The 13731-nt window shown below is 57.0% G+C and carries 14 protein-coding genes; 11 read left to right on the top strand and 3 right to left on the bottom strand.

Features of this window, described 5'->3' with window-relative positions; all coding sequences use genetic code 11:
* Positions 1 to 13: 13 nt before the first annotated feature.
* The 3 genes from rbfA to truB are packed head-to-tail and all read left to right on the top strand — an operon-like array spanning position 14 to position 2109.
* The gene (rbfA, locus tag ACRZ96_RS16135; RefSeq protein WP_480706460.1) at positions 14 to 409 is read left to right on the top strand and encodes a 30S ribosome-binding factor RbfA; all 396 of its coding nucleotides are present in this window, start codon (positions 14 to 16) and stop codon (positions 407 to 409) included.
* Entirely contained in the window at positions 406 to 1146 is a 741-nt protein-coding gene (locus tag ACRZ96_RS16140) for a phosphodiester glycosidase family protein (protein WP_480706461.1), read from the top strand. Before rbfA ends, ACRZ96_RS16140 begins: the two co-directional genes overlap by 4 nt.
* A gap of 54 nt (positions 1147 to 1200) precedes the next feature.
* Positions 1201 to 2109 (top strand): tRNA pseudouridine(55) synthase TruB, encoded by a 909-nt coding sequence (gene truB, locus ACRZ96_RS16145; RefSeq protein ID WP_170426161.1) that lies wholly within the window; start codon positions 1201 to 1203, stop codon positions 2107 to 2109.
* 7 nt (positions 2110 to 2116) lie between these two features.
* Here the strand turns inward: truB and ACRZ96_RS16150 are convergent, their stop codons facing one another.
* A complete protein-coding gene (locus ACRZ96_RS16150; protein ID WP_170513970.1) occupies positions 2117 to 3565 on the bottom strand; it encodes a pyridoxal-dependent decarboxylase in 1449 nt (482 codons plus the stop codon).
* Between the two features lie 106 nt (positions 3566 to 3671).
* Here ACRZ96_RS16150 and ACRZ96_RS16155 point away from each other — a divergent pair, with 106 nt between their 5' ends.
* From ACRZ96_RS16155 to rpsO, 3 genes are all read left to right on the top strand, one after another.
* Entirely contained in the window at positions 3672 to 4175 is a 504-nt protein-coding gene (locus ACRZ96_RS16155; protein ID WP_170513974.1) for a DUF1643 domain-containing protein, read from the top strand.
* A gap of 96 nt (positions 4176 to 4271) precedes the next feature.
* On the top strand, positions 4272 to 5306 hold the full coding sequence (locus ACRZ96_RS16160; protein ID WP_480814840.1) for a calcium-binding protein: 1035 nt from the start codon (positions 4272 to 4274) through the stop codon (positions 5304 to 5306).
* 143 nt (positions 5307 to 5449) lie between these two features.
* Positions 5450 to 5719, top strand: coding sequence for a 30S ribosomal protein S15 (gene rpsO / locus ACRZ96_RS16165; RefSeq protein ID WP_050605082.1), 270 nt, complete (start codon positions 5450 to 5452; stop codon positions 5717 to 5719).
* A gap of 386 nt (positions 5720 to 6105) precedes the next feature.
* Here rpsO and ACRZ96_RS16170 read toward each other — a convergent pair whose 3' ends face one another.
* Positions 6106 to 7353, bottom strand: a complete 1248-nt coding sequence (locus ACRZ96_RS16170) for an MFS transporter (protein ID WP_480751098.1) — start codon at positions 7351 to 7353, stop codon at positions 6106 to 6108.
* Between the two features lie 449 nt (positions 7354 to 7802).
* Here ACRZ96_RS16170 and ACRZ96_RS16175 point away from each other — a divergent pair, with 449 nt between their 5' ends.
* The gene (locus ACRZ96_RS16175; RefSeq protein WP_170394694.1) at positions 7803 to 8012 is read left to right on the top strand and encodes a hypothetical protein; all 210 of its coding nucleotides are present in this window, start codon (positions 7803 to 7805) and stop codon (positions 8010 to 8012) included.
* A gap of 116 nt (positions 8013 to 8128) precedes the next feature.
* On the opposite strand, the gene ACRZ96_RS16180 is transcribed toward ACRZ96_RS16175, so the two are convergent.
* Positions 8129 to 9730: a BCCT family transporter gene (locus ACRZ96_RS16180; protein WP_170513982.1), complete on the bottom strand. Its 1602-nt coding sequence runs from the start codon at positions 9728 to 9730 to the stop codon at positions 8129 to 8131.
* Between the two features lie 268 nt (positions 9731 to 9998).
* Between ACRZ96_RS16180 and ACRZ96_RS16185 the strand changes: the two genes are divergently transcribed.
* The 4 genes from ACRZ96_RS16185 to pnp all read left to right on the top strand — a co-directional run bounded on the left by ACRZ96_RS16185 (position 9999) and on the right by pnp (position 13495).
* Complete coding sequence (locus ACRZ96_RS16185; RefSeq protein WP_170408502.1) at positions 9999 to 10352, top strand: metalloregulator ArsR/SmtB family transcription factor; 354 nt, start codon at positions 9999 to 10001, stop codon at positions 10350 to 10352.
* On the top strand, positions 10333 to 10755 hold the full coding sequence (locus ACRZ96_RS16190; protein WP_170394703.1) for an SRPBCC family protein: 423 nt from the start codon (positions 10333 to 10335) through the stop codon (positions 10753 to 10755). The genes ACRZ96_RS16185 and ACRZ96_RS16190 overlap by 20 nt, the downstream gene beginning before the upstream one ends.
* Positions 10752 to 11120, top strand: a complete 369-nt coding sequence (locus tag ACRZ96_RS16195; protein WP_170513987.1) for a DUF1761 family protein — start codon at positions 10752 to 10754, stop codon at positions 11118 to 11120. Before ACRZ96_RS16190 ends, ACRZ96_RS16195 begins: the two co-directional genes overlap by 4 nt.
* Positions 11121 to 11344: 224 nt before the next feature.
* Positions 11345 to 13495, top strand: a complete 2151-nt coding sequence (pnp, locus tag ACRZ96_RS16200) for a polyribonucleotide nucleotidyltransferase (protein WP_170394709.1) — start codon at positions 11345 to 11347, stop codon at positions 13493 to 13495.
* Positions 13496 to 13731 lie beyond the last annotated feature (236 nt).

Genomic DNA, 13731 nt, shown 5'->3' on the forward strand with positions numbered 1-13731 from the left:
TTAGATCGGGGGCATGGCAAAGAACAAATTCCACGATGGCCCCGGCCCATCCCAACGACAGCTGCGCGTCGGCGAACTGATCCGCCGCACCCTGTCCGAGGTTCTGGCGCGCGGAGATGTCCACGACCCCGACCTGAACCGCATGTCGATCACCGTGGGTGAGGTGCGCACCTCGCCCGATCTGAAGATCGCCACCGCTTATGTGCTGCCCCTGGGCGGCAAAGGGCAGGAAGACGTGATTGACCTGCTGGCCCGCAACAAGGGCGAACTGCGGCGCGCAGTGGGCAAGAAGGTGGGCCTGAAATTCTCACCCGACCTGCGGTTCCGTTTGGACGACACGTTTGATCGACTGGACGACACCCGCCGTATGTTTAATCAGGACGCGGTACGCCGCGATCTGGACGAGTGATCCGTACCCTTGTCACGCTGTGTGCTGTCCTTTGGGCCGCGCAAGTCTCTGCAGTCACTTGCGAGAAGCTGACTCATGAGGATAAGCGATATACGGTTTGCGAGGTGGATACCTCGGAAGATTTGCGCCTGTTTCTGAACGATGAAAATGGCGATCTGTTGGGTCATTTCTCTTCGGTGAATGAGGCGTTGGAGCCTCAGGGGAAAAGGCTCGTCTTTGCGATGAATGCGGGCATGTACCATGACGACCGCTCGCCCGTCGGTCACTATGTCGAAGACGGGGAAGAGCAGATGCGCGTGATACCGAATGCCGGACCCGGCAATTTCGGACTGCTGCCCAACGGTGTGTTCTGCATCCGTGAAAACCGTGCCGATGTGTTCGAGACTTTGGATTTCGTCGATCAGGCGCCGCAGTGCCGCTTTGCGACACAATCGGGCCCCATGCTGGTGATCAACGGAGAGTTACACCCTCGCTTTCTGCCGGATTCAACCTCGCGCTACACCCGAAACGGGGTGGGCACCAGCGCCGATGGCACGCGTGTGGTGTTTGCGATATCGGACGATTACGTCACTTTCTATGAATTCGGCAGCCTATTCCGCGACGTCTTAAAAACACCGAATGCGCTGTTTCTGGATGGCAACATTTCCCGCATGTATGATCGCGCCAGCAACCGGTCGGATATCGGGTTTTCGCTGGGACCCATCGTGGGTGTCGTCGAGGACGTTCCGGCAAATTGACAGCATCGAAACGATCCGCTAACTCGCGCGCCTCAGCAAGACTCAAGGTGTAGTATGGGACGCAAACGCAAGGGCCGCGACATTTCCGGTTGGCTGGTGGTGGACAAGCCCGCTGGCATGACTTCGACCGCGGTGGTCAACAAGGTGCGTTGGGCGATGGACGCCAAGAAAGCGGGCCATGCGGGCACGCTGGACCCAGAGGCAACCGGCGTTTTGGCCGTTGCGCTGGGTGAGGCAACCAAAACCGTCCCCTACATCACCGATGCGCTGAAGGCCTACACCTTCACCGTGCGGCTGGGGCAGGCCACCAACACCGATGATGCTGAGGGTGAAGTCATCGCTGAGAGCATTGCGCGCCCCTCGGATGAGGATATCAAACAAGCGCTCGGCCCGTTTCTGGGCGATATCAAACAGGTGCCGCCCAAGTTCTCGGCCGTGAAAATCGACGGTCAACGCGCCTATAAGCTGGCCCGAGATGGCGAGGATGTGGAACTGACCGCCCGCCCTCTTTGGGTAGAGGAACTGGTGCTGATCGACCGCCCCGACGAAGACCACGTCGTGCTGGAGATGACCTGTGGCAAAGGTGGCTATGTCCGTTCCATTGCGCGTGATCTGGGCGAGGCGCTCGGCTGCCACGGCCACGTGAAAAAACTGCGCCGCATCTGGTCCGGCCCGTTTGAGGCCGAGGATGGCCTGACCATCGAACAGATCGACGAGATGGCCAAAACCACCGCTCTGGATGATTATCTGCATCCGCTGGAAACCGGCTTGTCGGACCTGCCCGAGCTGAAATGCACCTCTGAAGGAGCCACCCGTCTGAGGAATGGCAATCCGGGCATGGTGCTCGCCTCTGACGTGGAATACGGCGACGAGGCCTGGGCCTCGCTGGATGGCAAGGCCGTGGCCGTAGGAATTTACAAGTCGGGCGAATTGCACCCAAGCCGCGTCTTTGCCGCCAACTGATGACTGTTCAGGCGGCGATACGCAATTTGTGACCCAGTCGAAGTATCTCGGACACCAGTAGATCCAGATCCTGCTTTTGCGTGCGGTGATTGTTGACCGCCACCCGTAGGCAATGCGCCCCCTGAACCGTTGTATCCGACAAAACCGCTGTGCCTTCCTCTTGCAGGCACAACATGATTTCGCTGTTAATCGCACGCAGAGTTTCGGGGCTGAGACCGCCCGGGTCATAGCGGAAACAAACGATGTTTATGTTGGTGGGGAACATCAAGGTGAGGTCATCCTCTGCCTCGATCAGCGAAGTCAGATAACGCGCCTTTTCGATATCCTGATCAATGAGCCTGCCGAATTTCTGAACGCCGTGCTCCTTCAAGGACATCCAGACCTTGAGCGCTCGAAACCCACGCGAAGTCTGAATGCCGTAATCGTGCAAAAACGCCGCCCCGGCGACGCCTCGGGATTGCGGTTCCAGGTATTCCGGGGTCAGAGTGAATGTCGCGTGGTGGGCATCATGGCTTCGCACTAACGCGCAACCCACTTCGAAAGGCGCATGTAACCATTTGTGTGGGTCGAGCGCGACGGAATCCGCGCGTTCGATGCCGGACACGCGCCAACTGTTATCATGGGCGATTGCAATTAACGCACCGATACAGCCGTCAACATGAAACCACAGGCCTTCCTCGCGGCAGAAATCGGCAATCGCCGACAAGTCGTCGATGGCGCCTGTGTTCACGGTTCCGGCGGTGGCAATCACACAAGCGGGGTTAAGGCCGTCTGCGCGATCCTGCGCGACCATGCCGGCAAGCGCTTCAAGATCCATCGTCAAATCGTCTTGCGTAGGAATACGCCGCAGCGCCTTGTTGCCCAGGCCCAGTGTTTCGAGCGACTTTTGGTGACAACTGTGCATCTGATCCGATCCGTAATACCGCATCGGCTTATCCATGGCGGCGATGCCCTCTTCGCGCATGTCGATCCCGGATTTGACGTTGCGGGCCACCGTCAGCCCGATCAAGTTTGCCACGCTGCCGCCGCTGACCAATGTCCCACTGGCCCCTTCCGGCAGACCGATCATCTCGCGTAGCCAGTCGACGACTTGTCGGTCGATCAGGGCTGCCGCATGATTCCCACCCCCTAGGTTCGATCCCTGAACCGCCGCCAGAAAATCCGCCATCGCGCCTGTGAAATTGCTCGCGCCCATATACCAGCCCCAAAACCGGGGATGAATATTGCCCATTGGATACTGCATGACCTGAGACTGGACATCATCCATCAAATCACCCAACGGCATACCCTGCTGAGGTGCGGGCGTTTCGAACCCGTTGCGTATGGCAGTCGGCATATCTTTCCATATCGACCTATCACGCACATCACGCGTATGATCCAACGCCATATCCAACATCTCATGTGCTAATTTGCGGGTCTGCTCCCAATCCGCCGGATCCAATGTCTCGAATGTCATGTCTTCCCCCAGAATAAGCCGTTCAAATGAAGGCAGGTATAGCACAAGTTAAGGATCAGGACATCGCCCCTTGTAAACGGGCCTAATTCCAGCCAAACCCGACTGCATGATCACCCGTTCTCATACCAAGGGCGACGCGCCCTCGACTGCTATCTACTCCGATTGCGAAAAATACCGCTATAGCCTGACCCGTATCTGGAACCCGGCGGGCCGCAAGGCGTTGTTTGTGATGCTGAATCCGTCGACGGCGACCGAGGTGCAGAACGACCCCACGGTGGAACGTTGCGAGCGTCGCGCACGCACACTGGGTTTCGGAGCTTTTCAGGTCACCAATATCTTTGCCTGGCGCGACACTGATCCGCGCAAGATGCGTGCATCTGCAGATCCGGTGGGGCCTGAGAATGACGCAGCCATCCTGGACGGCGTGGAATGGGCGGATCAGGTCATCGCCGCCTGGGGCACCCATGGCGCACATCTGGAACGCGGCCCCGCAGTTGAGGACTTGCTGCGCGGCACGGGCCAGCCCTTGTTCCACCTTGGGCTGACCAAGGACGGGCATCCGAAGCATCCTCTCTACATTGCGTACACTCAGCAGCCCGAACCCTGGTGATAAAGGATTAACCACGCTCTCAGCTTCGCTTTGACCAAGCCATTGTTTGCATGAGATGTTTTACACTCGGAGCCATTGTGCTTGCGGAGGGTAGATATGTTTCTGATTGGATTATTCGGAATGGCCGCCATGGGTGGTGCGGCCTACGCAATCAGCGACGTACTTGTGCCAGAAGACAAAGGCGATGACGAGGAGGAAGACGATCGCATCGAGGAAACGACCGACGACGACCTGTCGGAAGGCAATTTGCTTGACGCGGACGAGAATGTCGACGAGCCCAGCTCTGCCGAGGAAACCGACTCTGACACAGGCGAGATTGTGTCTGAGTATGAGGGCGATCTGGTCATTGCGGGCGACGAGGATGCGGATGTTGTGACCGGGCAGGAAGGCAACGATCAGATCAACGGATATGGCGGGGACGACTGGATCGACGGCGGCGCCGGCAACGACGTGTTGTATGGCGGTGGTGGCGGGGACGTCCTGTTTGGCAACCTCGGGAATGATGTGCTCCATGGTGAATATGGTGACGACGCGCTGGACGGAATGTCAGGAAATGACGACCTGTATGGTCATTTCGGAACAGATGATCTGAGCGGCGGTGATGGGAATGACCGGCTTTTTGGTGGTCAGGGCGCTGACACGTTAAGCGGCGATGACGGCGACGACGCGCTACAAGGCGGAGATGGCGACGACTACCTTGTTGGGGGTGCCGGTGAAGACGCCCTGTTTGGCGGAGATGGTGATGACATCTTGTCCGGAGAAGACGGCCCGGACGAGCCTGCGCGCGACTTCCTAAACGGGGGCTCTGGGGACGACGTCATTCTTGCCGAAGACGGCGATGTGGTCACAGGTGGAGAGGGTGAGGACGAGATCGTTGTGCAGTCCGACCCCGAGCAGGAAGCCACGACAATCATGGATTTCCAGATCGGTCACGACAAGCTTCTTATCACCTGGGACAACCCGGAAGAACCGGAATTGACGATCGAACAGGACAGTGAAAACAACAGCTTGACCCATGTTCGGGTCAATGGCGAAGACGTCGCTCAGCTTTTTGGCGCAGAGGGTCTGACTGTTGAAGATATTCAGTTTGTGACCGAAGCCCAGTTGGAGCAGTACGCCTTCACCAGTTGAGCCTGCAGAATCCCTTTGCCATTTGCGGTGAATGCGCCTATACGCGCCCATCCGCATCGGAATCGGTGCGGTTTTCTCCATGGGCCTGTGCTGGACGACATCCCGGCCTGCGCCATCAACTCTAACCTTTAAAGGAGACCCCGATGTCGATTACTGCCGCTGATAAAGCACGCGTCATGAAAGAATTCGCAACCAAGGACGGCGACACTGGTTCGCCTGAAGTCCAGGTTGCTATCCTGACCTCGCGCATTAACACCCTGACCGAGCACTTCAAAACCCACAAGAAAGACAACCACGGTCGTCGTGGTCTGCTGAAGATGGTTGCTCAGCGCCGTAAGCTGCTGGACTATCTGAAGGGCAAAGAAGAAGCACGCTATCAGGACCTGATCAAAAAGCTGGGCATCCGCCGCTAAACGCGTTTTGTTCATGTTGTACAGGCGCTGAGGCCCTGTTCGTACAAATTGTACATCTTGTACGCCCGCCATTTGGTGGGCGTATTTGTTTTGGTCACTGTCTAATCTAGTGAACTGTGCGGCGCGCGAATTTCCCGCCATGTTCATGAGAGACGGCACACACATACCTGCGGCCCAAACCTTACCGCTACGCAAAGAAGCGCAAACTTTTTTAACTTCCTGTGAACCACTTCACTGAACGCGGTCAAAGATTGCGCCATTCTGAGGATGTTAGTGAGTAGGCGCTTCTTTTGTTTCGAGCGTCAGGTTTTTCATAGTCCTCCCTTTTTTACTGGGCGTGCCTGTAGCGGGCGCGCCCATTTTCGTTCGGGACACACTGATGAAACCTACTTGCCTTTGGTATCAAGCGCTTGAACGCCGGGATGGCGAAAGAGTTTCGCCATCGCAATCAATGCCAGTACACCGCAGATGACCGCGAGCACGAAAGGCATCCGCAAATTGATAGCCATAAGGGACCCGCTGAGGGCCGTAATGGTCCCGGAGCCCAACGCGTAGATGGCGACTGTCACACCCATGACCCAACCTTGCTCGGTTGGGCCGACGCTCGCGGAAAACAACGAAAGCATGGTCGGGTACATGATCGCGAACGCGATGGTTATCGGAACAATCAGGACATAGGTCAGATCGGCCATGGGGTTCAGCATGAAGGCCAATATCCCAAGCGCCATGGCTGCAATGGAGACATATAGAATCGGAAACTTTTTATAGCGCTCGTGCAGCGGTGCGGTGAGGTAGGCACTGCCAAAGGCCATGGAGCCTCCGAACACGGCGAGGGCCATGCTGTTTTGAAGCGTACTGAACTTGAACCGGGTCAGCAGATACGTGTCGATGAAGAAGAAAAACGCATTCAGGCACATCAGCGAGAACAACATGACGACCGAAAGCCGCAAAACGACCGGGTGCGAGAAGACTTTCCACAGGTTCAAAACAACATCTAAAAGCCCGAAGTCAATTTTTTGTCTTTTGAAACCGGGTTCGGAGAAGAAGAACAGAATCAGTGCCATGTTGATCAGGATCAGGGCAATGGCGACGTAGAAAGGCAGTTCCAGTGACGCAAATGACCCCATCAGGTTTTGGTCGCTGAGCAACCCTGAAATCAGTGGCCCCCCGAGCAGGCCCAGCGCGGATGCCGCAACAATCATCCCGAGGTTTTTTGATTTCTCCTGATCGTCATGGCTGATGTCGATCAATGCGGCCTGCGCAATGGGTTGGTTGGCCGTCGTAAACCCGGAAGTGGCGCGCCCCAAAAGTAACAGCCAATAGCTGGACGTCATGATCGCGGCCACAGTCAGAACATAGCCGATCAGGGCACCGGTAAGGCAGATCATGATGCCTGTTTTACGCCCGATATAGTCCGACAACTTGGCGATAAAGGCCGCCCCGAAAAAGTAGAACAGAAAGAAGACGACAATCAGAATCGTATAGTCGAGCTGGCGGATATTCGTCGCTGTTCCATGTGCGAGGAAAGCCTGGTGTGGATCCAGCAGGATCGTGTTGAAAATCGGCACGATCAATCCAAAACCCATCACGTCAATGAATACGACCAGCAACAGAGACAATCGTGAAAGGTTCATAACAGCTTCCTCATTACGGTCCCGGAATAATCCAATTTCAAAACGTCGAGGGGGCCGGCCACATCACAAGAAACACGCGCTGCGCCAAGAGTTGCCCGGAGTCAGGGTATGGGCTCTTTTGTTTTCTGTCCAATTTGGCGCGGCGACGGGCGGTATCCGGGTGGCTGACCTTGGGTTTCGAATTGTGACGCCGCGTCGCGAAAGCCGGGCCCTAGGTTAGAAGGTTGACGTAAGCGTAAGCAGTGTCGTGATTTTTTTCCAAGCGGTCAAAAAAATGATGCAAACAGCAGATTTCTTCCCCCTTTCTCGGCACCCCATTTTTCTTACATGGACGGTGTCGCTGCGGGTTCACACTCACGGAAGTTGGTCTTTGAGCCCTTCCCTCAAGTGGCTTGGACCTGACCCGCAGCGGCAAGGATTTGATGACCATATGTTGCGGGAGTTGAATGATGCCATTGAAGTCAATTCTGAGCCGGGTGTTTGCAACCAAGATGTCTGAGACGTCCAACGCCACAAATGCGCGGTCGATTTTGAATAATCCCTACGACCATAAGAAGGCAATTTCGAAGGTTGAGACAGCGGCGGTTCTTCGCGGGATCCTAGAAGATGAAAAGATGGAATATCCAACCCAAGGCAAACGCAAGGATTCGCTGCACTGACCGCCGTTTGGTACGCTCCTGACGACTTCTGCATGGGTACGCACTACAGGGGCCGCTCCGGACCAAAAACGCCCGCCGAATTGGCGGGCGTTTCGGTTTTCTCAGGATAATCCCAGTTACATCTTGGCCTTTTCTGATTTAAGCGCCAGCCACAGGCAGTAGCACATGATCAGAACCACCAAGGTAAACGGAATTCCAGTCGACACCGCTGCCCCTTGCAAGGCAGAGAGACCTCCGCCCAGCAGCAGTGCGATTGCGACGAGGCCTTCAAGCGTGCACCAGAACACGCGTTGCACAACCGGTGCGTCCATCTTGCCGCCTGCCGTGATCGTATCGATCACCAGCGAGCCCGAATCCGACGATGTCACAAAGAACACCACGATCAGGATCAGCGCGATGGGTGCGATGATGCCGTATAGCGGAAGTTCCTTCAGGAACCCAAACAGCGCGCCTTCTGGGGCGTAGCTGTCGATCACCGTGGCGCGGACGCCTTCTGCGCCGCCTGCGTTCAGCATGTCGATGGCTGCGCCGCCAAAGGTCGACATCCACAAGGCACATACCGCAGTGGGTGCCAACAAGGCGCAGATCACGAACTCACGCACCGTACGACCTTTGGAAATGCGGGCGATGAACATGCCCACGAAAGGTGACCACGCAATCCACCAGGCCCAGTAGAAGGTTGTCCAGCCGTGGAAGTAGCTGGTGTCTTCCCGACCGAACGGATTGGACAGAGCAGGCAGGTGCGTCACGTAATCCACCATCACGTTGAAGTACCGTGCAATGGCGGTGCCGACACCGGTAACTACAATGACGAAGATGAACAGTCCTACGGCCATGATCATGTTGATCTCACTCAACCGTTTGACTCCTGCATCCATGCCCATCAGGACCGAGCCCAGTGCGATCATCGTAATGCCTATGATCAGCAGGACGGTGACGGTGGGGCTGGGTTCGATGCCAAAGACCTCATACAGCCCGGCGGCCACCTGTTGTGCGCCCAAACCCAATGATGTGGTCAGGCCGAAGAGGGTCGCGAATACTGCCAGAGTATCGATGATGTGGCCCCACCAGCCCCAGACGCGCTCGCCCAGGATCGGATAAAAAGCCGAACGCAGGGTCAATGGTAGCCCGAGATTATAGCTGAAGATTGCAAGCGCCAGACCAACGGCCGCATATACCGCCCAGCCTTCGAGACCCCAATGATGGATCGTGCCGACAATGCCGATATATTCGTTACCCGGCACAGCGATATCGATGCCCAGCGGGCGGGCGTTGCCGTCTTCTGCAAAGTTGTAATAGACCGGCTCCATCACGCCGAAGAACAACAGCCCGATGCCGATCCCGGCCGCGAACATCATCGCGATCCATCCGGCGTAGGAATAGTCGGGTTTGGCGTCCTTGCCGCCGATCCGCACCTTGCCCACAGGCAAGATGATCAGCACCAGACAGAACAGGGTGATTGCGTCAACCGACAGCACCAGAAACCAGTCAAACGTGCTGGTCAGCCATGGCCGGAGCCAGCCAAAGAACGTGGCTGCGGATTCCTGATTTGCCAGCGCGATCAGGACGAACGCGAAGATCAGGATGCTTGAGATCAAAAAGACCGGGTTATGGATATCCAGACCGAAAGGCCGGACATTGTCCTGTCCAAGCTCATATTCGGTCTCAAAGTCATAAATCCGGGGATCCGGATCCAGCATTTTCTTGGTTTGTGCCATGCGTCTGCCCTTCTGTTCGCTACTTGCAAACGCCAAGGTATTCGACCGGCGGACGGAGGTGATATTCGTATTACCTTGGCGCGTTTCCGTCGTTTCGACCGCAGGTATGGTGGTTTCAGCCTATACGGATACTAAATTTTCACCAAATATATTCGATTTCGCGAATAGTTAGGCGGTGGGAGCGACCGAATTAGCTTTCAGAGCTGCAAATATCCTGTTATTCAACCAAATGGTTGACTGAAGCAGAAAAGGCATGTAATTCATCCAAATGGTTGAACGAGAGAATCGCTATGACCTAAGCGCTATATTGAAGGCCGCGTCCGACCCAACCCGCCGCGTGATCCTAACGATGCTCGCGCAGCAGGGCCCCTTGCGGGTGACGGATATTGCGCAGCAATTCGATATGAGCCTCAACTCGGTGTCCAAGCACATCAAGGTGCTCGAGAATGCCGGGCTGGTGCGGCGTCGGACGGAATGGCGCGAGCATCTGATCGAGGTGCAGATGGCCCCCTTATCAGCCGTGGATGACTGGTTCGCCGGGCTGCGTTCGATCTGGGCGCTTCGGCTGGACGCCTTGGAAACTGCTTTGGAGGACCCAGAAGATGACGGAACTGTCCCTTGAAATAACCCGCGCCATTCCGCACCCGCCGGAAAAGGTTTTTGATGCTTGGCTAGACCCGGAAATGTTGGCCAAGTTCATGCTGCCCGGTCCCAACATGTCAGTGCCCGAAGCTTATTCTGACGCCAAGGTAGGGGGCCGGTTCAAGATCATCATGCGCGCGCCCGAGGCCGGGGACCTTCCGCATGAGGGCGAATACAAGGTGATCGACCGGCCCAATCGGCTGCAATTCACTTGGAACTCGCCTTACAGTCAGGACGATTCCACCGTGACGCTAGATTTCACGCCCACCGACAAGGGTACGGAATTGCGCCTGCACCACATCCGCTTCCCTTCGGAAGAAAGCCGCAACAATCACGAAGGTGGCTGGACCCGAATCCTTGAGACGCTGGAGGGTGCGCTGTGATCAACTGGCTCGCCCTTGGCGTGGGTGTGATCGCGGCCTTTCTGCTGGGCTGGCTGGTCTACGGACCCGTCGGCTTTCAGAAACGCTGGGCCGAGGGAACACGGATCGACCCCACCCCGCCCGAATCTCCACCCCTGCCGCAGATGGCGGCCCAGATCGTTTTCCTGATCCTGCTAGCCGCTGTGATCGCGGTGACCGAGACCAACAACAGCCTTGGCGTTGCGGTGCTGGCGATCCTCGCAGTGGCTGCTCAGGCCGCATCGGTCGGGGCATGGGCACAGAAAAGCGGCTTCGCCATCGCAGTCGACACCGGATATGCGCTGGGCTGCGGCGTGGTGATGATATTGGCGCACGCTATCCTTTGATACATCGGCCCCTGCCCAGCTTGGGCGGGGGTTAGGCAATCCCCTGCCCCCCAAAAACTCCCGACTTTCCAAAGCTTGCAAACTGATGTATGGGCCTGTCATCTGAGACGTTGTGCCCTGACCCCGGCACTCGAATGGAAGATAAAGTGGGGTCGGCGGCAATGGGGCCGCCATGCAAACCGGAGACCCGCAGGGGCGGGAGTGCTCCGTTCTAGGATACGCATATGTTTGATGTAACAAAGAAATCGATTCAGTGGGGCGAAGAGACGCTGACACTGGAAACCGGCAAGGTTGCCCGTCAGGCCGACGGCAGCGTGATTGCCACGCTGGGCGAAACCAGCGTGATGGCAAACGTGACCTTTGCCCGTGCTCAAAAGCCCGGTCAGGATTTTTTTCCGCTGACCGTGCACTATCAAGAAAAATACTATGCCGCCGGTAAGGTTCCGGGTGGCTTCTTCAAGCGCGAAGCGCGCCCGACCGAGAAAGAGACGCTGACCGCGCGTCTGATTGACCGTCCGATCCGCCCGCTGTTTGTTGACGGCTTTAAAAACGAAGTTCTGGTGATGTGCACCGTGCTGTCCCACGATCTGGTCAACGACCCCGACATCGTTGCGATGATCGCAGCCTCTGCCGCACTGACCATTTCCGGCGCGCCGTTCATGGGTCCGATCGCCGGTGCCCGCGTTGGTTTCGAGGATGGCGAATACGTTCTGAACCCGACCGTCGACGACATGCAGGACCTGCGCCTGAACCCTGAACAGCGTCTGGACCTGGTTGTCGCCGGTACCAAAGACGCCGTGATGATGGTGGAATCGGAAGCGTACGAACTGTCCGAGGCGGAAATGCTGGGCGCGGTAAACTTCGCGCATGAGCAAATTCAGCCCGTGATCGACCTGATCATCTCGCTGGCCGAAGAAGCCGCGAAAGAGCCGTTCGAATTTGTCGCCCCCGATTACTCGGAGCTGTCCGCCGCTGTTTCGGCTGCCGGTGAAGAGAAGATGCGCGCCGCGTTCGCGATCACCGACAAGCAAGAGCGCACCGCCGCTGTTGCCGCGGCCCGTGAAGCGATCAAGGAAGCGCTGACCGAAGAGCAACTAGAAGACGGCAACCTCGGTTCCGCTATGAAGAAGCTGGAAGCTGGCATTCTGCGCGGTGACGTCGTCAAAGGCGGCAAGCGTATCGACGGTCGTTCGACCACCGATATCCGTTCGATCGTCGCAGAAACCTCGATGCTGCCGCGGACCCACGGTTCTGCCCTGTTCACCCGTGGTGAGACTCAGGCATTGGCCGTGACCACGCTGGGCACCGGTGACGACGAACAGTTCATCGACGCGCTACACGGCAACTTCAAATCGAACTTCCTGCTGCACTACAACTTCCCTCCCTACTCGGTTGGCGAAGTTGGCCGCGTGGGTGGTCCGGGCCGTCGTGAGATCGGCCACGGCAAGCTGGCATGGCGTGCCCTGCAGGCGGTTCTGCCTGCGGCGACCGACTTCCCCTACACGATCCGCATCGTGTCGGAGATCACGGAATCCAACGGCTCCAGCTCAATGGCGTCGGTCTGCGGCGGTTCGCTGTCGATGATGGATGCGGGCGTTCCGCTCAAAGCACCGGTTGCCGGTGTGGCCATGGGTCTGATCCTGGAAGATGACGGCGAATACGCCATCCTGTCGGACATTCTGGGTGACGAAGATCACCTGGGCGACATGGACTTCAAGGTTGCGGGTACCGAAAACGGCATCACCTCGCTGCAGATGGACATCAAGGTTGCGGGCATCACGCCTGAGATCATGGAGAAAGCCCTGGCGCAAGCCAAGGACGGCCGGATGCACATTCTGGGTGAGATGGGCAAAGCCCTGTCCGAAACCAACGAATTCTCGGTCCACGCGCCGCGCATCGAGACCATGAACATCCCCACCGACAAGATCCGCGAAGTGATCGGCTCGGGCGGTAAGGTCATCCGCGAGATCGTCGAGGTTTCGGGCGCCAAGGTTGACATCAATGACGACGGCGTCATCAAGATCGCGTCGCCCGACGGTGAATCGATCAAGAAGGCCTATGAGATGATCCACTCGATCGTTGCTGAGCCGGAAGAAGGCCAGATCTACACCGGTAAAGTGGTCAAGATCGTCGACTTCGGTGCCTTCGTGAACTTCTTTGGCAAGCGCGACGGTCTGGTGCACGTGTCCCAGATCGAAAACCGACGCCTGAACCATCCGTCGGATGTTCTGAAAGAAGGTCAGGAAGTAAAGGTCAAGCTGCTGGGCTTTGACGATCGCGGCAAGGTGCGCCTGTCGATGAAAGTTGTCGATCAGGAAACCGGTGAAGAGATCGTTCCCGAGAAGAAAGAAAAGAAAGAGGAAAGCGCAGAGTAATCTGCGTCTTTTGCAAGAACGAAGGCCCCGGTAATCCGCCGGGGCCTTTTTCTTTGGGCGAATGTCGAGTGCCGCAGCGATACTGTGGAATGTGCCGATCATCAGCTGGTGCTGGGGTAGGCTTCAATTTAGATGAGGATACAGTTTTAATCGCTGAGTGCATTGCCCTGAAACAGAGCCTCGCAACCACTTAAAACGTTGGCTTTACAGGCCCGAGGCATCTACTTGGGCGTTCT

The sequence above is a fragment of the Ruegeria sp. CF1 genome (assembly GCF_056537445.1).

Coding starts and splice junctions, on each gene's coding strand:
- ACRZ96_RS16185 (WP_170408502.1), top strand. CDS start 9,999: ATGGTTGAACGAGAGAATCGCTATGACCTAAGCGCTATATTGAAGGCC.
- truB (WP_170426161.1), top strand. CDS start 1,201: ATGGGACGCAAACGCAAGGGCCGCGACATTTCCGGTTGGCTGGTGGTG.
- ACRZ96_RS16190 (WP_170394703.1), top strand. CDS start 10,333: ATGACGGAACTGTCCCTTGAAATAACCCGCGCCATTCCGCACCCGCCG.
- rbfA (WP_480706460.1), top strand. CDS start 14: ATGGCAAAGAACAAATTCCACGATGGCCCCGGCCCATCCCAACGACAG.
- ACRZ96_RS16180 (WP_170513982.1), bottom strand. CDS start 9,730: ATGGCACAAACCAAGAAAATGCTGGATCCGGATCCCCGGATTTATGAC.
- ACRZ96_RS16155 (WP_170513974.1), top strand. CDS start 3,672: ATGATCACCCGTTCTCATACCAAGGGCGACGCGCCCTCGACTGCTATC.
- ACRZ96_RS16170 (WP_480751098.1), bottom strand. CDS start 7,353: ATGAACCTTTCACGATTGTCTCTGTTGCTGGTCGTATTCATTGACGTG.
- ACRZ96_RS16160 (WP_480814840.1), top strand. CDS start 4,272: ATGTTTCTGATTGGATTATTCGGAATGGCCGCCATGGGTGGTGCGGCC.
- rpsO (WP_050605082.1), top strand. CDS start 5,450: ATGTCGATTACTGCCGCTGATAAAGCACGCGTCATGAAAGAATTCGCA.
- ACRZ96_RS16150 (WP_170513970.1), bottom strand. CDS start 3,565: ATGACATTCGAGACATTGGATCCGGCGGATTGGGAGCAGACCCGCAAA.
- ACRZ96_RS16175 (WP_170394694.1), top strand. CDS start 7,803: ATGCCATTGAAGTCAATTCTGAGCCGGGTGTTTGCAACCAAGATGTCT.
- pnp (WP_170394709.1), top strand. CDS start 11,345: ATGTTTGATGTAACAAAGAAATCGATTCAGTGGGGCGAAGAGACGCTG.